This window comes from Paenibacillus wuxiensis (genome assembly GCF_040195695.1).
Taxonomy (GTDB): domain Bacteria; phylum Bacillota; class Bacilli; order Paenibacillales; family Paenibacillaceae; genus Paenibacillus_B; species Paenibacillus_B suaedae.
This window is the reverse complement of sequence record NZ_JBEFZI010000016.1, coordinates 59811-79600: the sequence shown is the minus strand read 5'-3', so window position 1 is coordinate 79600 and position 19790 is coordinate 59811. Positions and strand designations below refer to the sequence as shown.

The window sequence follows — 19790 nt, the reverse complement described above, 5'->3', positions numbered from 1 at the left end:
AGCACTGCTTTTTTGCTTGTATAGACGTATTTTCATAAATGAATCACTGTTTTTTTTCAACGGGAGTCTTGAATGAGGCTTGCAACCGATCAGAGATATCGGTAAGCTTAGGAATTAGGAAGAACAATTGTTCGAATAGATGAATTGAACGATTAACAACGCTGTATATATTTTACAATTAAATTATGGATGAGAAGTTTCATTAATATGTTAGGAAGGAGGACAGTGTATGAACGAGAACGAAACCTCGCGTGATAACATACAACAATATTATCCGACCAAGGGTCGCGTCATTCTGCATCTCGATATGAATGCCTTCTATTGCTCTGTACATGCCGCAGAGGAGCCGGAGAAGTATCTGGGGAAGCCAACAGCGGTTGCAGGAAGTATGGAATTGCGCAAGGGGATCATTGTTACTTGTTCTTATGCAGCCCGTAAGCTTGGTATTCGAACAGGAATGCATGTGAAGCAGGCGATGCGGCTATGTCCTCACTTGATTGTCATTCGTCCAGATTTTTATTTATATCGGAAGTACTCGAGAGCCTTCATAGACATTGCACGTAGCTATACCCCACTGGTGGAAGTGGTATCGATTGATGAGTGTTATATGGATATTACTGGATCCAAAATATTCGGAACACCGCTCGATATCGCGAACGAACTTCAGACGCGAATCCGTGAAGAATTAAGTTTGCCGTGCTCTATAGGTGTCGCGCCTAATAAGCTGCTGGCGAAGATGGCCTCTGATATGAAGAAGCCAAACGGCATAACGATCCTTCGAATCCGAGATGTACCTCAGCAATTGTGGCACAGGCCATGCGGGGAGTTGTTCGGCATTGGGCGGAAGACTGCAGATAAGCTGTCACGGGCAGGAATACGAACCATCGGAGAGCTTGCCCATGCTGATGAGGGGAGACTTGTTTCTTTATTTGGCATACAGGGACATTGGATGAAGCAGGCGGCACATGGTTTGGACGACGGGCAGGTGAAGGCGGAACGCGAACAGAGCAAATCGATCGGTCATACGACCACTTTGCCTAGGGATGTGGAATCGAAGGAAGAAGTAAGAAGGGTTCTGCTGAACTTGGCTGATCAAGTTGCTCGTCGGATCAGGAAGCAGAAGTTGATGGCGCAAACGGTGCAGCTTACGATTCGTAATCCGGAAATGAAGACGATTACGAGGTCTAGCACGCTTCAAGGGCCGACAGATGATGCGGACATCTTGCTGGATGAAGCATGGAAGCTCTATGAACGACATTGGACTTCAGGCAGCCCTATTCGACTGCTGGGGATTACGGGTCAAAATCTAGTACCGAAGCAAGAGGCAGCCGTTCAGTTGGATCTGTTCGACTTCGAGCGACAGCCGAAGCGGGAGCAATTGATAGAGACGATGGATCGGATTCGAGATAAATATGGAGAGAATGCGATTGTTACGTTAGGAATGATAGGGGATGATCCATCCTCATTGCTTCGCAACCATCGTGTACGAGGGACTTCACTCCAGACGGATACGCTGCATGAATCAGGCGACGAATAATAATTTCCAAATCATTTAAAAAAGTTGGAAATCGTTTGAATTCCAAGCTTGTTTGTATTATATTGATAACGGAGGAACCAAGAAGATCTGTAACATTACAGGAGGGAACTAACCAATGGCAAAATATACTTGGGTTGATAAAGACACATGCATCGCTTGTGGCGCATGTGGAGCTACTGCACCTGACATTTACGACTACGACGATGAAGGTATCGCAGAAGTTATTTATGAAGGTGATAACAACCAAGGGGTAACCGCTATCCCTGACGATCTGTTCGACGATCTGCAAGATGCTGCAGATGGCTGCCCAACAGATTCTATTAAGATTGCGGACGCACCATTTAACTAACCTACTGCAAGCAGTATACTCACATAGAGAGAGAATACCTACACGATCCCCGCGCCTCCCGCGGGGATTTTATTATATCTGCTCACCCCATCTAATTACTGCGTCAAAGCAAAAATTCGCAAAATTCGACAAAATTCAACTTGAAATTGCCCATATCATCGTATACGCTCATACAATATGATAGATTAAATATAGCAGAGTATATCAAACTGTAATTCTCAATATATGGGTTCATGCCTTCAAATGAAGCAGGTGATATCGAAATGAAAAAATTTGCCGTCCCGTCATTGGTTGTTATGATACTGACGATGGTTACGGTATATGGGTATAGTAATGGGACAGGCGGCGTGTTTCATATGGCAGAGCAGGCATTTCGTGATGCCTTGCGTACGAAGAGTATTGAAGAACGCCAACCAGATGATCGAATTAAGATGATTACGATTGATGAGCCTTCCTTGGCACAGATGGGCTCTTTCCCATGGCCACGATCCCATTATGCTGAATTAAGCGCGAAGCTGATGAAGGCTGGAGCTAGGGCGGTCATCATCGATATACTTATGCTAGATCCTTCCCAGAATGAGAGGGACGACCGAACCTTATCTGAGCAATTGAATACATACCCAACCATTTATTTACCCGTGCAAGTATCCCTTCTTCCCTTACAGGAACATGCGGATTCCCTTCGGGCGGAAAGTGTGGAACGGCCCCCATCCTCCATTCAAATTGGTGAAAGTCAGCTTGGACATGTGAATGTACTGCCTGATGGAGATGGTGTTATCCGCAAAATCTGTCTTGGCATTCCGGATGAGCGGGGAAGTATGATTCCCTCGATTGATATTTTAGCGGCGAATCAGCTGCTGCCGGAAAATGAACAGATTTCATGGGATGAGACAAGTGGAACATGGTATAGAGGAGCAAAGCGAATTCCAACTGATGATCGTGGGCAAGCTGCTTTTGATTATTTCTCCTCTATATATGGAAGCAGTGAGGAGGACGTGGACGGATATGACCGTCAGTCATTCGCTGATGTATGGAATGGCACGGTTGATCCTTCTTATTATAAGGATTCTGTCGTGCTGATAGGTCCATATGCTGCGTCTTTGAGCGACCGGCATATGACACCGCTTAGTCGATCCATGACATTGTATGGTGTTGAGATTCACGCGAATATGGTTCAATCCCTGGTAGAAGGCCGCTTCTATAAGGAAGCGCCAATCGCATGGAACGTTCTTGCCTTGTTCATTGGCATTGGTGCCGTAGTCTGGAGTGCATCGCGAATTCGGGGAATTCGAGGGGCAGCTGCTGCTATAGGCATCGTCTTGCTATTTACGCTCATATGGATTGGGATTTACGAGAGCGGCTCTGTCTTCATTCCTTACTTTACCGAATTGTGCGGAATGGGGGTTTCTTATATTCTCATTGTCGCTTACCGTGGTCGGGAGGAACGGAGAGCAAGACAGCATGTTGAAGATCTATTCGGCAGATATGTATCACCCTCCGTGGTAACGAAGCTGTTGGAATCACATGAGCCTGTTAAGGCAGGTGGGGTACGCACGGATATTACAGTGATGTTCATTGATGTTAGAGGATTTACCCCATTGTCAGAACGATTGGCACCAGAGTCAACGCTTCAGCTCTTGAATCAATATTTGCATCTGTGCGCTGACACGATATTTAAGCACAATGGGACATTAGATAAATTTATGGGTGATGGCGTTATGGCGATCTTCGGAGCTCCATATCACCTTGATAATCATGCGGATCATGCAGTGCGTGCCGCATTAGAGCTTCAGCGCTGTGCTGAGGAATTGCGTTCACGGCTAGCGGAAGGTATTGAGCTTAGTGATCGATTTGGGATCGGCATTGGCATTCAGAGTGGGGAAGCGATTGTGGGCAATGTTGGTTCAGAGAAGCTACGCTTGGACTACACGGCGATTGGAGATAGCGTCAATGTGGCTTCACGCTTAGAATCAAGGGCTTTACCAGGGCAAATCGTGGTTGGGGAAGGTACGTATGTGCGAATATGCAATCGCTTCGACCTGGCAAAGATTGGATCCCTCCAATTAAAGGGGAAGTCCGAAGAAGTAATGGCATATGAAGTGTTATCAGAACGAGAATGAGTCAGAACGAAGGGGACCCGTCAGTATGTTCATGCTGACGTTGTCTGACACCTGAATTATATGTGATGTAAGGAGAGCATGGAGGAATGCAAATGAAACGCTTGTTGCAAAGCAGCCTCGCCTGTATGGTTGTATTTTTCACTCTATTTGGAACTGGAGCATGGGGAACCGTGTACGGTGCAGAGGCTCCTGCCAAAGCTGTACGAGTAGGTGTTGTGAAGGAATGGAAGGGCAGTGTATACGTAACGAAGGCAGGAGGGGACAAGGCGATCCAAGTGTTCAAGAAGATGAGCATTAATCAAGGTGATCGTCTTCTCACGGGAGATAAATCACGCATTGTTATTCAATTGGCCGGTGGGGATAAAGATGATGAGCTGACCATCGGGGCGAGTGCAGATGTTAGTTTTACAGAACTAAAAAAGGACGACGGTGTAAAAACACGCATCGGTGTATGGGCTGGCTCTGTATTTGCCAAGGTAAAATCGATTGCGGGAACCGATGATCGGTTCGTCCTTGAGACGCCGACGACTGTTATGGCGGTGCGCGGAACACAATTTGGGGTTAAAGTGCATCCGTTCAATGGACTGACCCAGTTGTATGTTACAGCCGGTACGGTACGTACCGAGTACCCAATCAAGATAAGCAGTGATGCTGGTTCTCTTGACAATCGGCAAGGGACGAAGCTGGATTCAACATTCGGCAGAAGCAAGGTCGTAACGATAGGCCATCATGATGTATTTCCGGCACAGACTGCGGCGTTCTCGGAATCTGAGCAGGGCACTGGAATGAAATATGGATACGCGGATGCGATAACATTGCTGGATCAATGGGACATGGCCATTGTTCAGGCGATGATTGCGGGTGCGTCAGATGCAGAAGATGAGAATAAAGCGATGAGGACTCATTGGTTAGCGGAAAAGTGTGAAGCAGTACAAAAGCAGTTGCGCTCTTGTGATGCACTTCGATCGTATGGCTTGCTGCAGGGCAAATACGGTGGGATTCTGCCGATTGGATCCATTCAGATGATCGGTGATATTTTGAACAGCGGCAAGAGTGAATCGATTCTGTTTGAGACTCGAGCAGCCCATAATGTGAGTGATTTTATTGCATATGTGGTCCGTACTGCGGTTGAACATGGCAAGCTGACCGAACAGGAGGCAAATCGGACTGGGCTGCCATGGAAAACAGCCAAGCTCATGTTGACAAAGGAGGAAGGTCTGCAGCAGTCTCTTATACGTAAGCATGTTGAAGAACAGGTTAAGCTGGGAGTGCTCCAAGACAATGTGTCTCTCCCTAAGGAAGGAAGCAATCATTCGCTTGAAGAGCAGCGGATGGCTGCGGAGTTTGAAGAGCTGGCCAAAATAGAAAAGAACTACGAGGACTCTCTTGGTTCGGAGCATGCAAAACAGCAATTTAAAGAAAATCTGAAAAATGCCCGCTTGGAAGTATGCCAGAATGCGTACGAAAACCGAGTTTGTCAGGAAGCGGACAAAAATAAAGGCGATACCCAGGGTGGAAAAATGAATCCTAATCCGAATACGCCAGATCCAAGTAAGCCGGACCCAACCAAACCAGATCCGAAGCCAGATCCAAAACCGGATCCAAAACCGGATCCAAAACCAGATCCAAAACCAGATCCGAAACCACAGGAGCATGTTCTCGAACTGGCTGCCAATGTAGATCAAGTCAAGCCAAATGAGGATTTCGTTGTGTCGGCAGTACTGAAGCGACTAACATCACCGATTCCTGCGGCAACACTGCAATTTACAATCAAGGTAGCTGGAGCTGAGATAGACAAAGCTCAATTGCTGAGTCAACCGGATACATATCGTGATGGCGGGGGCAAATTTCGAATTGCACACCTCCCTGGAGATTATCAGTCGAGCAATAGTGTGGATTCGGTAGTGACGGCAGGCAACCTGATTACGTACCGTATTATGATGACTAAAACTGGACATGTGACGCTAAGCAGTGACGACACGCTCATTAAGCTGCCTTATAAAAAGGATGGCAGCAAAGACCCAGTTACATTGGAACTATCCAATGTTCGTTTCTATGATGAGAAAGGTGCGCTGCTGCAAGTCAATAAAATGGAGAAACCACTTGAGATTAAGGTTACTCCGTAAAGATTGAAGGAGATAGTGGAGATGAAAGTAGGACTAGTAACGGGGAAATTCCGCCTTGCCGTCACCTTTATGCTGATAGCGAGTACTGCATCGGTGGCATCATCTGCCGAGGTTTATGCAGCAGCCTCATCGTTGAACAAGAATTCTGATCAGACGCAAGCATTTGAACGCTTTACTTCCCCAGCGATCGAGATGGGCGCATGGAAGACTGCATCACATTGGTACGAAACGGTTTACTTATCAGGCAGCGCGCTGGCCAAAAAACAAGAAGAGAGCCTGCAATTCCCTTCTGGAATTGTATCCGAAGGGAAATCGGTTGTTGTTGCAGACACACGCAATCAGGTCATCCGACGACTGGACGTAAATGGGCGGATATTGGCGACAATAGGCATGAGGAATACGAAGGGATGGAAAGACGGGAACGATGTTCAAGCTCAATTCGATCAGCCGATTGGAATGGCAACGGATAAGAAGGGGAATCTGTACGTAGCTGATGCAGGCAATCATATTATTCGTAAAATTGATCGGAATGGGAATGTATCAACTGTAGCCGGCGATGGCGTTCCTGGATGGAAGGATGGCGAAGCGGGGCAGGCGCGCTTCTATTCGCCGCGTGCAATTGCAGTAGCGGATGACGGGTCTATCTATGTGGCTGATGCATTAAATCATGTCATTCGACGGATTGATGCCAATGGTACGGTCACGACATTGACGGCCCGTTCTTCTCGAATCGTCGAATATTCCCCTGGAGCTGTAACTGGAGCTGGAGATTATAAGGATGGCAAGCTCGCTGAGGCAAAGTTCAATGAACCAAGTGGGATTGCAATGATGCGTGATGGCAAGTTAGCCGTTGCGGATACTGGAAATCAGCGTATTCGTGTGATTGATTTGAAGCAGGGGGATGTATCCACCATTGCTGGGAGCAGCTCAACTGCAGCTTATACAGCACCGAACGTCCAGCAAGTGTTGTATGCATCTGGTGGATATCGCGACGGCGCTGCTACAGGATCGTTATTCAACAATCCTTCAGGAATTGCAATTACGGAGGAAAATGGGATTGTAGTCGCTGATAGATGGAACCATGTTGTCCGATATATATATAAGGGAGAGGTCGTTACACTAAGCGGACAAGCTGGCAAGAGCGGCGACGTAGACGGGATTACCTCGTACGCCAAGCTACACGAGCCTACAGCAGTTGCTGTACTTGCGAACGGGTCAATCGCTGTGACGGATGCGTTTAACAATGCAATTCGTCTCATTCGCCGTTATGAACTCCCAGAGGGAATTATGGGATCTTCGGGGCAGCCGCGGGCATCCCAGGTACAGCTTGTCTATAATCGCTTGCGTCTGGACTCGGATACAGCGCCGATGATTAAAGATGATAGAACCTACTTGCCACTGAGGGTTCTATCTGAAACCTTGGGGTATAAGACGGTATGGCGTGCAGACAAGCGTGTGATTCTTCAGCTTGGAGATAGCAGTTTCGATCTGCGTCCGGGGAGCAGTCAAGTCAATGTGACAGACAATGGCACATCATCCGTCTCGAAGCTGCCAGCAGCTCCATTTATCCAAAATGGCAGGATTCTAGTGCCTGTCCGATTCGTAGCTGAACAATTCGGCTTCGATGTACAGTGGGTTGCACAAGCTCGAGCAGTTGTAGTTAGAGACCGAATCTTCCTGCGCTATGCGGCAACAGGCTCGTATTTGCCGCCACAGCGAATTACAGCTAAGTAAGTTGCTGAAGGGAGGAATGTGATTGACGTCTTCATCAGATGGAAATCATCCACTCGGATCGAAGAAAGACCAAGCTTACATGAAGGAATATATTGAGGCGCATCCAGATAATCGGATGGCCTGGTACTTGCTCGGGAAACAGTATGAGCGAAATGGCGAACAAGGCAAGGCGAAATACTGCTTTAAGCAAGCGGGGGATATTTATCATGCATTCGAGAATGTACCACGTCCTTCTGAACAAATAGAGGAACTGCTGGCGCAAACGCAAATGCAGCAGACCGTGTTGTCCTCGCCGCGGAAGGTGAGGAACCGGGTGGGGGCAGCAATTTTGGTATTCCTTCTACTCGGCTCGATAGCGGGAGAGGTGAATGCGCCTTCCCGATTGCACCCAGCCATTACTGATGAGGGAATAGAAGCAGCGGGTGATGATACGTCTTCTTCGAGAGCCGGGAATCATCACCTAGTTGGTACCCCTGCTCTCTCTACTCAGATAGGCATTCTTGTTCCTGAACATGACAATGCAGCCTTCGGTCAAGCCCTGAGGCATACAGAGCATTTCGCCTCTGGGACTGGTCATGTTCACTATTTGCTGAATATTCGTGTTCAGCAGAATTGGTGGATGTGGGAGCCGCCCTTGCGTGCCGACAATCGGTTGACAGCCGATTCGGATGGCAGACGGATCGTGATTACTCCGCTGCAGGGCAAGCAGTGCAAATGTGAGGCAGATCGCTCCCAGGCACAATCCTTTGTTCAGCAATGGATGCCTAGGAGTGTAGAACGGCTAGTGGCGAAGTCAGCACTGACGGCGGCCTTGCATACGAAGGATCAACCGCCGAAGCAATTGGCTGCTCTAGCAGGCAAATACCCGAACAATATCGTGTCCGGTATTACGCCGCAGATTGCAAGTGCATATGAAGAAGTATCTGCTTCATTTATAGCTCGGATGAAGAACGCCAAGCAGGCAGCCCCGAAAAAGGCTAAGCAGCAGGCGCTGAATCAGATATGGAGCGATGAGTTAGATCCGTTCAGAGAGCCACTGCGTATTCTGGTAGATAAGAAGCGACATCGGCTTGCGGTTGTAAGCGGCAATATAATGGTTAGAAACTATAAAGTTGGCCTCGGCGGCAAACGAACCCCGTTAGGGACCTTCCGGATTTCTGAAAAGGTAGTCGATCCAAACGGGTCATCTACTGGAGATTTTGGCAGCAGGGGAATGACCTTATCGGATACCTTATATGCGATCCATGGCACGAACGAGCCGGAGAGCATTGGGAGAGATAAGTCGCTTGGCTGTGTACGGATGGGGAAGGAAGATGTTGAAGAATTATTCGATATGGTGCCGATGGGGACAGAGGTCGTAATCGGCTCTGATATATTGCCCGATGAACTGCTTGTACCGGACAAGGAGGGCCGCTACCGGCTCAAATTGAGCCCAAATCAGGACAATCCGAACAAGAAATATCGCTGGCTGTAATCGAACATCCTTGCGCACCTGTGAAGAAAAAGAAGAGCCGGAATTCACAAGTATAACTTGGAATCCGGCTCTTTCCCATAAATTACTATGATTACATGCTCATCCATTCGCAATAAGCAGCGTTGAGACAATTATGACAAATAGCAAGATAACCCCGCCGATCCAATAGATCGCCTTCTTGTTTACTTCTTCAGTATGCTTGGCTGGCATAGATGGGGATTTGCGTTTCACTGCCATAGGTCATCACCTTTCTTACGATTCTAGCTTCTATATGCCTATTGTAATCGTTTTCGTAAGGTTTGACCAGTCAAGGTTGGTTGACATATGTACTTTTCTTTTGCGCGAGAAACCTTTAAACTAGGACATGGAGCCTTTTTATGCCCGCCAAGAATTCTCCAACGCATTGTCTTGTGATTGAGAGAATAAGACTTGCGTGGTACGGTAACTATACGATGTTGTCAGTAACCATGGCTTACATGTATGGCACAATGAACGGAGTGGAACCTTTGTTATATCGCAACATAGCTAAACCGGTATTTTTCAAATTAGATCCTGAAAAGGCTCATCACCTGGTTATAGGTGGCATGGCGAAAGCGACGAAGGTGCCAGGTGCACTTGCCATGATGCGTGGGATGTATGGTGTGAAGGCAGATCCAGCCCTGACGACCTCTTTGTTCGGTCTCACATTCCACAGTCCAATTGGACTAGCAGCAGGACTTGATAAAAATGCGGAGGCCGTCCGCGGATTCTCATCCATTGGCTTCGGATTTATGGAAGTGGGCACTGTCACGCCGAAGGGACAGCCTGGCAATGAGAAACCACGTATGTTCCGGCTTCCTCCCGATGAAGCGTTAATCAATCGAATGGGCTTCAATAATGAAGGAACAGAAGCAATGCGCGAGCGATTGGCTGCGATTAAGGATCGACCAATTCCGGTATGGGTCAATATCGGTAAAAATAAAGCAACACCAAATGATAAGGCGCATGAAGACTACTTGAAGTGCATACAAACGATGTATAATGTTGCGGATTTGTTCGTCGTCAATATCAGCTCGCCGAACACGCCTGACTTGCGGAATCTGCAGCATGGCGATGAGCTGAAGGCACTGCTCAGTCTGGTCGTTGATGAGATGAATCGTCAGAATGCTGCACATGGTCAGAACAAATCCATTCTCGTCAAAATTGCACCGGACGTATCTGATAGTGAATTGGAGAGCATGACCGAGACGATTGTGCATAGTGGAGTGTCAGGAATAATTGCCACCAATACTACCTTGTCACGGATGGGGGCAACCCATGTCCATCGATTGGAGAACGGGGGATTGAGCGGTAAGCCGTTGACGGAACGCTCGACAGAGGTCGTATCGCAAATCTATCGAATGACCAAGGGGGCCATCCCAATCGTAGGGTCGGGTGGCGTATTCACTGCCGAAGATGCGTACCGGAAAATACGTGCCGGAGCCAGTCTGGTGGAAATATATACGGGTCTCATTTACAAGGGGCCAGGAATTAACCGTGAGCTAGCTTCGGGCTTGAAGCGACTGATGAAGCAGGACGGATTCAAGCATATCTCAGAAGCTATCGGGGCTGATCATCGATAAGAATGGTCGTATAGTGAAACGGCATAGGTTCACTGAACGAATGGTTGGAATGGACAGGAGGCGTACAAATGGACGGAAGAGATTGGGGAAATTTTTTGCTGCCTTATGCACAGGCCGTCGAAGAGCTGAAGGTCAAGTTCAAAACGTTACGAACTGAATTGAAGAAGCGAGAAGAATATTCACCTATCGAGTTCGTAACGGGTCGGGTGAAGAGAATTTCTAGCATCCTTGAGAAAGCGAAGCGCCTCGAGGTGCCTCTTAATCAATTGGAGCAGGGAATTGAAGATATCGCTGGGATTCGAATTATGTGCCAGTTCGTCGATGATATTCATCGCGTGGCTCAATTGATTCGGAATCGACAAGACATGAAGGTCGTATATGAAAAGGACTACATTACCAATTATAAGGAAAGCGGCTATCGCAGCTTCCATATGATTATCGAATATCCGGTTCAAACGGCGCTCGGCCAGAAAATGATTTTGGGTGAGATTCAAATCCGTACATTGGCCATGAATTTCTGGGCAACGATTGAACATTCATTGAATTATAAATATAAGGACAGCTTGCCTGAGGAGGTCCGTCTGCGTCTGAAGACAGCGGCTGAGGCGGCGTTTGTACTAGACAACGAAATGTCCAGCATCCGTCAGGAAATTCTCGTAGCGCAGCAGAGCTTCGAGGACAAGTCGAAGATTGTACAGAAATGCTTGTCCTTTATCCAAGAGTTGTATTATTCCCACCGTATTTCTGAGGCGATTCAATTCCAGAACCGCTTCAATGAAGTATGGGAGAAGGATGATATTACAGAGTTGAAGCAATTAGAGGAAGAGATTACGAACGCACTGGAGAGAGCGAAGAAGAACGGAAATATTCAGCTATGAATATCGAGTCGGGTCTCCCTTATGACAGGCTGTATATTCAGTTCATCAAGCTGTTCAATGAAGAACGGGATTACTATCAATGCCATGATGTCATGGAAGAGTTATGGCTTGAAGAGGGGCGCAAGCCGCTTCTTCAAGGGCTGCTTCAGGTAGCAGTGGGGCTGCATCATTTCCAGAACGGCAATCGTCCTGGAGCGATTAAGCTGCTGACCGCAGCGCTTCAGAAGCTGGATGCCTATCCAGATATCATAATGGGGATCGATTTGGAGCAGCTTCGTAACGATTCTGAAGAGACCTTGGACAAATTGTGCAATTGCGATGCGAGTTTGCCTCCATTTCAAGATCTTACGATTCGAATCGTGGATAAGGAGCTCGGTGCGCTCATTGAGTGCTGCGAGCTGCCTTCCTTACATGAATAAGACAAGTTGAATATCGTGACATATTGATGTTAGAAGAAGAGAAGAACACCATTTTGGGGCAAGGCCTGAAATGGTGTTCTTCTCTACATAAACAAATCCCGTTACGAATTAACCAATAACAATGATGCCTTGAGAATTCGTAGGGCCAATCAGCAGAGTATCTTCCGGCAAAAACGTTCTGGTGAATGTCAATGTCAATAAGAAGGTACCACCCACTGGAATACATTGGTGGGTGTTAAAGAACGTTGTTAAATCCAAATCAAGTGATATTACAGGCGGAGTCAGAACCAATTGTTTAGCTTCGAATGTTGTTTGAATCTTTAATGATGCAAGCATAGGCGGAATTCCAAGGCTATTTTTAGTTTGAATGTGGAGGTCGCATAAACTTTGACTAATGCCATTTTGAAGCACGAGTTGAAATGTGTTTCTGCCTAAAAGCAATTCATCCAAATCGTTGAATATCAGCGTTCTGTTAAACAAGATCGTCATCTCTTCACCCCCCATCTTGCCGGTCTGCAAAATTAATATATGAGAAACCGCATGTGCTGGCTTGTATGGATACACCGTATGCGAGAGTTTCATGTAAAATTGGTTCTACAGCTTACAGGAGAGCATGCGCTCGTGTAATGACGCGTGCCGATGTTATTTTACTGGAGGACTGGAATAACAATAACGATAGAAGTCGATTTCCGACTGTAGAGACTTTTGTTTTCCGTTCTGCTAACCTGTATAATATGTGGAAATAAGCTTTATATTTTGGTTCATAAAGGAGACAAATAATGGATTTGCCCCCGAGTATCAGCTTTATTCTAGTAGCAATACTGATTATCCTTACCGGCTTTTTTGTAGCCACAGAGTTTGCAATTATTAAAATCCGATCCAGCCGTGTAGATCAACTGGTTCTGGAAGGACGCAAGAATGCACTTGCGGTCAAGCAAGTGACGAGCAATCTGGATGGATATCTGTCCGCCTGTCAGCTGGGAATTACGATTACGGCGCTTGGACTTGGTTGGCTCGGTGAACCTTCGATTGAGAAGGTGCTTCATCCGGTATTTGAGTGGTTGTCTGTTCCACAGCAAGCTGCTTCGATCCTTTCCTTTTTGATTGCATTCATCGTCATTACATTTCTACATGTTGTGGTTGGTGAGCTTGCACCGAAGACGCTTGCGATCCAGAAGTCGGAGAAGATCAGCTTGTTGTTCGCTAGACCGATCATTTGGTTCCACAAAGTGATGTACCCGTTCATTTGGTTGTTGAACAGTTCTGCGAATGGATTTATCCGCATGTTCGGTCTGAAGCCTGCGAAGGAGCAAGAAGAGGCCCACTCTGAAGAAGAGCTGCAGATTATTCTGAATGAAAGCTATGAAAGCGGTAAAATCAATAAAACGGAATTCGGTTATGTGAGCCGCATATTTGCATTTGACGAATTGCTGGCCAAGGAAATTATGGTTCCGCGAACGGACATGATTTGCTTGCAGGAGGAACTGCCTGTAGAGGAGAGCATTCCAGTCATGAAGCGGGAACAGTATACCCGATACCCGATTATTCGTGGAAGCAAGGATTTCATTGTGGGCATGATCAACACGAAGCAGTTGTTCCTGCAATATGATGAAGCGGCTAATAAGAAGCTATCTGACATCATGCTGCCCGTTCTCACCGTTTCGGAGTCTACTCCGATCAATCAGCTCCTTAAGCGAATGCAGAAAGAAAGCACGCATATGGCGATCCTAATTGATGAATATGGTGGAACATCCGGTATGATCACGATTGAAGATATATTGGAAGAAATCGTTGGCGATATCCGTGATGAATTTGACAAGGAAGAACGCCCTGAAATTGAACAATTGGATGAGCATACCTATATATTTGATGGGAAAGTGCTGCTTACGGATGTAAATAGCTTGCTCTCCACTGAGCTTGAGCACGAGGATATCGATACTATCGGAGGATGGCTGTACGATCGGATGCCGGATTGCAAGAAGGGCTCTAAGCTCGAATGGAACGGTATTCAATTCACTGTGCTGGAGAGAGAGAAGCATCGAATCCGCAAAGTCCAGATCGCATCAGGACAATGGAATCAGTTATTTGAACAAGAAGATGTGCAAGCGGAGCAATCTTCACTGTAATAGAGAAGAAGCACCCTTCGGAACCTTTCTTTGCGGTTCTGCAGGGTGCTTCCTTTATTTTATCGAACTCATATTGAATGATCTCATTGTGAATTACAAACTTGTAGGTTTAGTGGCATCGATTATTGCAGCACGACCGTATCGCCTTCCTTCAATCCTTCCAATACCTCTGTTTTCTCACTTGTTTCGAGACCAACTTTTATCTCTTTTCGTTCGATTTGGCCATTGCCTTTATCGATATTAACAAAGACGCTCTCTTTTTCCCGCATAACGGCAACAGTTGGCACAACGATCGCATTTTCTTTCCGTTGTGTCTCAATTTGTCCAGTAAGGCTGAGACCGGCGATCAGGTTCTCATTGGCATCGAGTCCGATGATGACTTCAAATTGAGCGGGCTGATTGTTATTGCGTTGTTCCTCGGATACCGCCTTTGCGAATTTGGACACTTTCAGCACTTTACCTTTGATCTTGACGTTCTTCATGGCGTTCATTTTTACTTCAACGGCCATGTCAGGCTTAATGCGGAATACATCCTGTTCGCCAACTAGCGTAACGAGCTGCAATTTCTTCAGTTCTACGATTTTGCCGACACGTTCATTCTCTTTCAGTGCTTGTGGAATTTTGTTCGGATCATCGTATAGGAAAATCCCTGGCGAAGGTGCAATATAATTGGCTACATCTACCTTCTTCTGCTTCTGAGCGATTTCCTTTCGTTGAATATCAATGGTTACATTGTTCAGCTCTTGCTGAAGCTTCGCCGTTTCTTTCTCGACGAATTTCTTCTTCACTTCGGCTTCCGTGGAAGGGAGCGCTTGATCTTCTTCGCTTAGCGCGGATTGATATTGTGCGAGCTGCGTTTCAAGCTTCTGTTTTTGAATTACAGCTTCAGCTTGTGCAATTTCATTCAGCAGTACACTTGGATCGAGACGGAAGATAGTTTCGCCCTTCTTCACCTGCTGCCCATCCTTTACAGCCCATTGCTTCACTTCTGCACCGAATGGCGCATACACGATCGTTTCCTTTTCATATGTGGATTTACCCTTTACTTCAATATGATTCACAAGTGTTTCCTTCGTAACCGGGAAGGTGATCGCACCCGCATTGTCCATCGGAAGCTCTGGCTGTGGTGGGTTAGCGAAACGATACAATCCAAAGCTGATGCCGCCTAAAATAAGTATGATAATTGACCATTTCAATATCGGTTTTATTTTCGATTTCATTTGGTAAATGTCCTCCTCTATGTGGAACAGCTCTACAGACAACGCAAAAATGATGGCTGTTAGTCGCGCTTAATGGCGGTAAGAGCATCGGTACGAGAGGCGCTGACGGCTGGATAAATGCCCGACAGAATGCCTGTTACGATTGCAAATGTAATTCCGATCGGAATATTAGAGTAGGAGATGAAGATAATCGCATCCCCCGTACTCTCGGACATTGTACTTGCTGTAACCCCGTTAATGCCCCATACGATCCAGTAGGACAGCATAACGCCAATCAATCCACCAACCAATCCGAGCAGAGCCGCCTCAATGATGAACATGTTGCGAATCTGTCTTAGATTCGCACCGAGCACCTTCATAATGCCGATTTGGCGGCGGCGTTGATACGTGGACATTGTCATTGCCACCACAATCGAGATGGAGGCGATGAACAGAACGAAAATGCCGATTCCAAGTGCAATCGTCTTGACGATTGCGAAGTTCTCCTGCAGTCGATCCTTTTGATGGAGGTTTGTTTGCGTGTTTAACGTTAACTTTTTAATTTGCTTCTCAACTTGTTCTACATTCGCTTGGTCGTCTACTTTTACGATGACATTGTTGTATGTACCTTGTTCTGCACTGCCGTCATTCATGTGCAGCTCCTGCATCAGCATTTTGCCAGTTTCAAGAGATACGTACAGCTTCTTATCGTAAGCTACCTGATTCTCACTTACACCGTTTGGCTTCTTCAATACAGCAGACACGCGAAGCGGGGAGCTCATATAGGTCTTGCTATCCCCGTTCATCAGCATCGTCTTGAGCCGAAGTTGACGTTGATACATCGCTGTAGGAATACGGTTTAGGTTGTTATACTGCTCCATCAAGGAGTCGTCGTACGGATTGTTCGACAATTGCTCCATCAGGTTATCCATCGTCTCTTGGTCAATAAGTCCGAGAGTGGCTCCATAGCTCAATACGACGGTACCATCAAGGTCTGAAGGGGATCCCTGCATAAACTTATTGTCAAATTCAGTTAACGAATTGAGCTCTGTCGCAAATACCTCAATTCCAGTCCGACGATCATCCATCGTATACATTTCCAAATAGCCGAATTGCTGGAATGGCGCAACTGCCTTGACATGAGGGATGTTGCGAATGACCTCAATTTTCTGGGCTGTAATCTTTCCGCGCTCAATACTCTCGTCATCCGCACCTTTTGCCTGCTGTCCGCTGTTTTTTCCTTGATTTCCACCTTGGCTGACCCCGGTATTTGGTGTTACCGTAATCTCGTCCATTTTCAAGTACGTGTTCAACTGTTTCTCTGCAAACGTCTGTGCAGATTCTCCGACACTCATCGCAATAATAATAGCGGCACAGCCAATTGATATTCCCGCTGCACATAATCCGGTTACGACCTTCCGTCTCTTCAATTGATCCCATGAAAGATGGAGGTAGTCTCGTACTCTCACGACTGCTCACCTCCAACGGGCTGAAGGATTTTTTCCCCCGGAACAGCCTCTTCTGCTATTATCGAATTCAAGCGTGTGCGCGATCCATCTTCGATCAATACGCCGTCCTTCAACGTAATAATCCGCTTCGTTTGTTCAGCCACTTCCATTTCGTGGGTAACGATGATGAAGGTGGTGTCAACGGTTTCGTTCAAGTTTTTCAGGATTGCAATGATTTCTTCTTCTGTACGTGTATCCAAATTACCGGTAGGCTCGTCCGCAAAAATAACCGATGGCTCGGTAATAAGAGAGCGTGCAATACTGACACGCTGCTGCTGTCCACCAGACAATTGGGAAGGGAACAGCTCAGCCTTGTCAGGAATACCGACTTGTTCAAGCAGGCGCAGCGATTTTTGTTTCCGCTCCGATGGACGAATTCCTTGAAAAATAAGCGGGAGCTCTACATTTTCACGTACAGTTAAATTGGCTATTAGCTCATACGCTTGAAAAATGAATCCGATGTGCTTGCGTCGAAATTCAGCGAGTGAGTTCTCGTTAAGTTTCACAATGTCCTGATCTGCAATATAGATGCTTCCTTCAGTTGGCTTCATTAAGCCTGCCATTAAGTTAAGCAATGTTGACTTACCAGAACCTGAGCTGCCGAGCAATGCAACCATCTCGCCGCGCTTCACTTCGAAATTGATGGAATGCAGTACTTGGGTGGTTTCGGGGCCGTTCTTAAATGAGTGTGATAGGCCTTCGACACGTAACATTCGGCTCCTCCTTTCTATCTACTTCTTCGATTAAATATGTATCGAGCCAGCGCATAACAGTGTTCCATACGATGATTATAAGGGAAAGTTTCTCTCTTGACTGCATTGTGACAATAATGTAAGGGGGAGGGAGAATGCTGTCACCTAAATCGATGAGATGTCGATTCGTTGTGATATGCGCAGCTGGCATGGTATGCTGTAAGAGCACGGCTCAGAATAGCTTGTGCACAATGCAATACGAGAAGATAGGAACGAAGAATGAACACAAGCACACCGTGCAGCATGGAGGTGAGCATGCGGTGGCAAAAAAGATAAGGCTGGACAAACTATTAGGGCATATGGGCTGCGGCAGTCGCTCAGAGATTAAAAAATGGGCGAAGATTGGCCTTATTCAAGTCAATGGACGGGTAATTAAGGACAGCGGCTTGCAGGTGGATCCCGATGCAGATGAAGTGCTGCTGGATGGCGAACAGATTCGCTATCGTGAATTTGTATATATTATGTTGAATAAGCCGCAAGGCGTAATATCTGCTACGGAAGATATACGGGAACGGACGGTGATTGATCTGCTCCCTGAAGAACTGCGGCACTTCGAGCCTTTCCCAGTAGGCCGGCTGGACAAAGATACAGAGGGCTTGCTGCTGCTTACAAATGACGGCAAGCTGGCGCATGAGCTGCTGTCTCCGAAGAAGCACGTCCCGAAGACCTATGTGGCTACCGTTAGAGGACGGGTTGACAGCAAGGATGGAGAAGCATTTCAACAAGGAGTAGAGCTGGATGATGGATATGTGACGAAGCCAGCTCATCTTGTCATACGTGGCCATGAGGAGCAATCCGATGGAACCGTACACTCCTTCATCGAACTGACGATTACAGAAGGAAAGTTTCATCAGGTGAAACGAATGTTCGAGTCAGTCGGCAAGCAAGTCGTTTATTTGAAGCGAATTCGAATGGGCGAACTGGAATTGGATTCGGCTCTTAAGCTCGGTCAGTGGAGAGAGTGTACGGAAGAAGAGCTTACCTTGCTCCAACGACAGCAGCAATAGCAACAATATCAGCAATACTAACCATAGCAACAACTGGATAGGACTGCTTTACACTTACGAATATCATACTGTTCATACGATACAGAAGATAGAGATGAGAGGGAGAAATCAGTGATGAATTATCGCATCGTGGCTTTAGATATGGATGGAACTCTGCTTCATGACGATCATACGCTGTCCAGCGCGAATGCGGAGGCGATTCGCAAGGCTGCGGCACAAGGTATGGAGATTGTGCTGTGTACGGGAAGAAGTCCGATCAGCACGCTGCCTTATTTAGAGCAAATCGGACTAGAGGGTGTTGTCATTACCCATAATGGTGCAGCTACCATTGCTTCAGAAGGGCACAGAGTGCTCCACCGTTTCGATATCCCGAGCGCTGGCTTGGAGCCTTATATTCAATATTGCCGTGAGAACGGAGTTCACTTCGATATCAATACAGCTTTTGATCTCTATGTGGACAAGCTGAACGAGTTGACCCCAGAGATGCTGGATCTATACCGTCAATTCTTGATTGAGCCGAAGCAGTTCCCAGGTTGGACGGGCTTGCCTGATGCTCCTGTGAAGCTGACGATGAGCGGGCATAAGGAAGAGATAGATCGAGTAGAACATGAGTTGAATCAATGGACACATGAGCACAACTTTATTCGCTCAGGAGACTACTTTATCGATATTATGCATAAGGATGCAACGAAGGGAAATGCACTCAAGCAGCTTGCTGCTATGCGCGGCGTACCTCGTGAGCAGGTATTGGCTATCGGCAACTATTATAATGATATGACGATGATTCAATTCGCTGGCTTGGGCGTGGCTATGGACAATTCTCCGCTTGAAGTGAAGGCAGCTGCACAGGAAGTTACACTGTCGAACAACGAGGATGGAGTGGCGGCAACTCTGCTTAAGTATTGTAAATAGCTGCACCCAGCCCTAGAGGAAATTGTACTGGAGCTATGCTGGAATTGG

General features: G+C 46.8%; 17 protein-coding genes. 12 read left to right on the top strand and 5 right to left on the bottom strand.

The genetic code is table 11. The features are described from left to right. The first annotated feature begins 229 nt into the window (after positions 1 to 229). From ABN764_RS27180 to ABN764_RS27155, 6 genes are all read left to right on the top strand, one after another. Positions 230 to 1537 (top strand): DNA polymerase IV, encoded by a 1308-nt coding sequence (locus tag ABN764_RS27180; RefSeq protein WP_021253217.1) that lies wholly within the window; start codon positions 230 to 232, stop codon positions 1535 to 1537. Positions 1538 to 1652: 115 nt separating this feature from the next. After that, positions 1653 to 1886 carry a ferredoxin gene (locus ABN764_RS27175; RefSeq protein WP_021253216.1) on the top strand — a complete coding sequence of 78 codons (234 nt, stop codon included), beginning with the start codon at positions 1653 to 1655 and terminating at the stop codon, positions 1884 to 1886. 263 nt (positions 1887 to 2149) lie between these two features. Next, positions 2150 to 4006: a CHASE2 domain-containing protein gene (locus ABN764_RS27170; RefSeq protein WP_446673685.1), complete on the top strand. Its 1857-nt coding sequence runs from the start codon at positions 2150 to 2152 to the stop codon at positions 4004 to 4006. Positions 4007 to 4098: 92 nt separating this feature from the next. Continuing rightward, positions 4099 to 6132, top strand: coding sequence for a FecR family protein (locus tag ABN764_RS27165; RefSeq protein ID WP_446673684.1), 2034 nt, complete (start codon positions 4099 to 4101; stop codon positions 6130 to 6132). 21 nt (positions 6133 to 6153) lie between these two features. Then, entirely contained in the window at positions 6154 to 7866 is a 1713-nt protein-coding gene (locus ABN764_RS27160; protein ID WP_446673683.1) for a stalk domain-containing protein, read from the top strand. A gap of 22 nt (positions 7867 to 7888) precedes the next feature. Further along, positions 7889 to 9340 carry a L,D-transpeptidase gene (locus ABN764_RS27155; RefSeq protein ID WP_174809384.1) on the top strand — a complete coding sequence of 484 codons (1452 nt, stop codon included), beginning with the start codon at positions 7889 to 7891 and terminating at the stop codon, positions 9338 to 9340. Between the two features lie 99 nt (positions 9341 to 9439). Here ABN764_RS27155 and ABN764_RS27150 read toward each other — a convergent pair whose 3' ends face one another. After that, positions 9440 to 9577 (bottom strand): hypothetical protein, encoded by a 138-nt coding sequence (locus ABN764_RS27150; protein WP_172619537.1) that lies wholly within the window; start codon positions 9575 to 9577, stop codon positions 9440 to 9442. A 269-nt stretch (positions 9578 to 9846) separates the two neighbouring features. On the opposite strand from ABN764_RS27150, the gene ABN764_RS27145 reads away from it, so the two are divergent. The 3 genes from ABN764_RS27145 to ABN764_RS27135 all read left to right on the top strand — a co-directional run bounded on the left by ABN764_RS27145 (position 9847) and on the right by ABN764_RS27135 (position 12238). Continuing rightward, positions 9847 to 10941, top strand: a complete 1095-nt coding sequence (locus ABN764_RS27145; protein ID WP_268626345.1) for a quinone-dependent dihydroorotate dehydrogenase — start codon at positions 9847 to 9849, stop codon at positions 10939 to 10941. A gap of 68 nt (positions 10942 to 11009) precedes the next feature. Then, positions 11010 to 11819 (top strand): GTP diphosphokinase, encoded by an 810-nt coding sequence (gene yjbM / locus ABN764_RS27140; protein ID WP_021253210.1) that lies wholly within the window; start codon positions 11010 to 11012, stop codon positions 11817 to 11819. After that, entirely contained in the window at positions 11816 to 12238 is a 423-nt protein-coding gene (locus tag ABN764_RS27135) for a DUF309 domain-containing protein (protein WP_446673682.1), read from the top strand. Before yjbM ends, ABN764_RS27135 begins: the two co-directional genes overlap by 4 nt. Before the next feature lie 108 nt (positions 12239 to 12346). Here ABN764_RS27135 and ABN764_RS27130 read toward each other — a convergent pair whose 3' ends face one another. Further along, on the bottom strand, positions 12347 to 12727 hold the full coding sequence (locus tag ABN764_RS27130; RefSeq protein ID WP_139170672.1) for a hypothetical protein: 381 nt from the start codon (positions 12725 to 12727) through the stop codon (positions 12347 to 12349). Between the two features lie 290 nt (positions 12728 to 13017). On the opposite strand from ABN764_RS27130, the gene ABN764_RS27125 reads away from it, so the two are divergent. Continuing rightward, on the top strand, positions 13018 to 14364 hold the full coding sequence (locus ABN764_RS27125; RefSeq protein WP_021253207.1) for a hemolysin family protein: 1347 nt from the start codon (positions 13018 to 13020) through the stop codon (positions 14362 to 14364). Positions 14365 to 14486: 122 nt separating this feature from the next. Here the strand turns inward: ABN764_RS27125 and ABN764_RS27120 are convergent, their stop codons facing one another. From ABN764_RS27120 to ABN764_RS27110, 3 genes are all read right to left on the bottom strand, one after another. Continuing rightward, positions 14487 to 15572, bottom strand: coding sequence for an efflux RND transporter periplasmic adaptor subunit (locus tag ABN764_RS27120; protein ID WP_370510426.1), 1086 nt, complete (start codon positions 15570 to 15572; stop codon positions 14487 to 14489). 71 nt (positions 15573 to 15643) lie between these two features. Continuing rightward, positions 15644 to 17032 carry an ABC transporter permease gene (locus ABN764_RS27115; RefSeq protein WP_065293566.1) on the bottom strand — a complete coding sequence of 463 codons (1389 nt, stop codon included), beginning with the start codon at positions 17030 to 17032 and terminating at the stop codon, positions 15644 to 15646. Continuing rightward, entirely contained in the window at positions 17029 to 17784 is a 756-nt protein-coding gene (locus ABN764_RS27110) for an ABC transporter ATP-binding protein (RefSeq protein ID WP_446673681.1), read from the bottom strand. Before ABN764_RS27110 ends, ABN764_RS27115 begins: the two co-directional genes overlap by 4 nt. A 299-nt stretch (positions 17785 to 18083) precedes the next feature. Here ABN764_RS27110 and ABN764_RS27105 point away from each other — a divergent pair, with 299 nt between their 5' ends. Both ABN764_RS27105 and ABN764_RS27100 read left to right on the top strand, forming a co-directional pair. After that, positions 18084 to 18830, top strand: a complete 747-nt coding sequence (locus tag ABN764_RS27105) for a pseudouridine synthase (protein WP_446673704.1) — start codon at positions 18084 to 18086, stop codon at positions 18828 to 18830. A gap of 114 nt (positions 18831 to 18944) precedes the next feature. Next, a complete protein-coding gene (locus ABN764_RS27100) occupies positions 18945 to 19742 on the top strand; it encodes a Cof-type HAD-IIB family hydrolase (protein WP_446673680.1) in 798 nt (265 codons plus the stop codon). Positions 19743 to 19790: the final 48 nt, after the last annotated feature.

Excerpts from the sequence above, each read along its gene's own strand:
- ABN764_RS27165 (WP_446673684.1), top strand. The coding sequence starts at position 4,099 with ATGAAACGCTTGTTGCAAAGCAGCCTCGCCTGTATGGTTGTATTTTTC.
- yjbM (WP_021253210.1), top strand. The coding sequence starts at position 11,010 with ATGGACGGAAGAGATTGGGGAAATTTTTTGCTGCCTTATGCACAGGCC.
- ABN764_RS27135 (WP_446673682.1), top strand. The coding sequence starts at position 11,816 with ATGAATATCGAGTCGGGTCTCCCTTATGACAGGCTGTATATTCAGTTC.
- ABN764_RS27180 (WP_021253217.1), top strand. The coding sequence starts at position 230 with ATGAACGAGAACGAAACCTCGCGTGATAACATACAACAATATTATCCG.
- ABN764_RS27130 (WP_139170672.1), bottom strand. The coding sequence starts at position 12,727 with ATGACGATCTTGTTTAACAGAACGCTGATATTCAACGATTTGGATGAA.
- ABN764_RS27150 (WP_172619537.1), bottom strand. The coding sequence starts at position 9,577 with ATGGCAGTGAAACGCAAATCCCCATCTATGCCAGCCAAGCATACTGAA.
- ABN764_RS27125 (WP_021253207.1), top strand. The coding sequence starts at position 13,018 with ATGGATTTGCCCCCGAGTATCAGCTTTATTCTAGTAGCAATACTGATT.
- ABN764_RS27170 (WP_446673685.1), top strand. The coding sequence starts at position 2,150 with ATGAAAAAATTTGCCGTCCCGTCATTGGTTGTTATGATACTGACGATG.
- ABN764_RS27110 (WP_446673681.1), bottom strand. The coding sequence starts at position 17,784 with ATGTTACGTGTCGAAGGCCTATCACACTCATTTAAGAACGGCCCCGAA.
- ABN764_RS27175 (WP_021253216.1), top strand. The coding sequence starts at position 1,653 with ATGGCAAAATATACTTGGGTTGATAAAGACACATGCATCGCTTGTGGC.
- ABN764_RS27160 (WP_446673683.1), top strand. The coding sequence starts at position 6,154 with ATGAAAGTAGGACTAGTAACGGGGAAATTCCGCCTTGCCGTCACCTTT.
- ABN764_RS27100 (WP_446673680.1), top strand. The coding sequence starts at position 18,945 with ATGAATTATCGCATCGTGGCTTTAGATATGGATGGAACTCTGCTTCAT.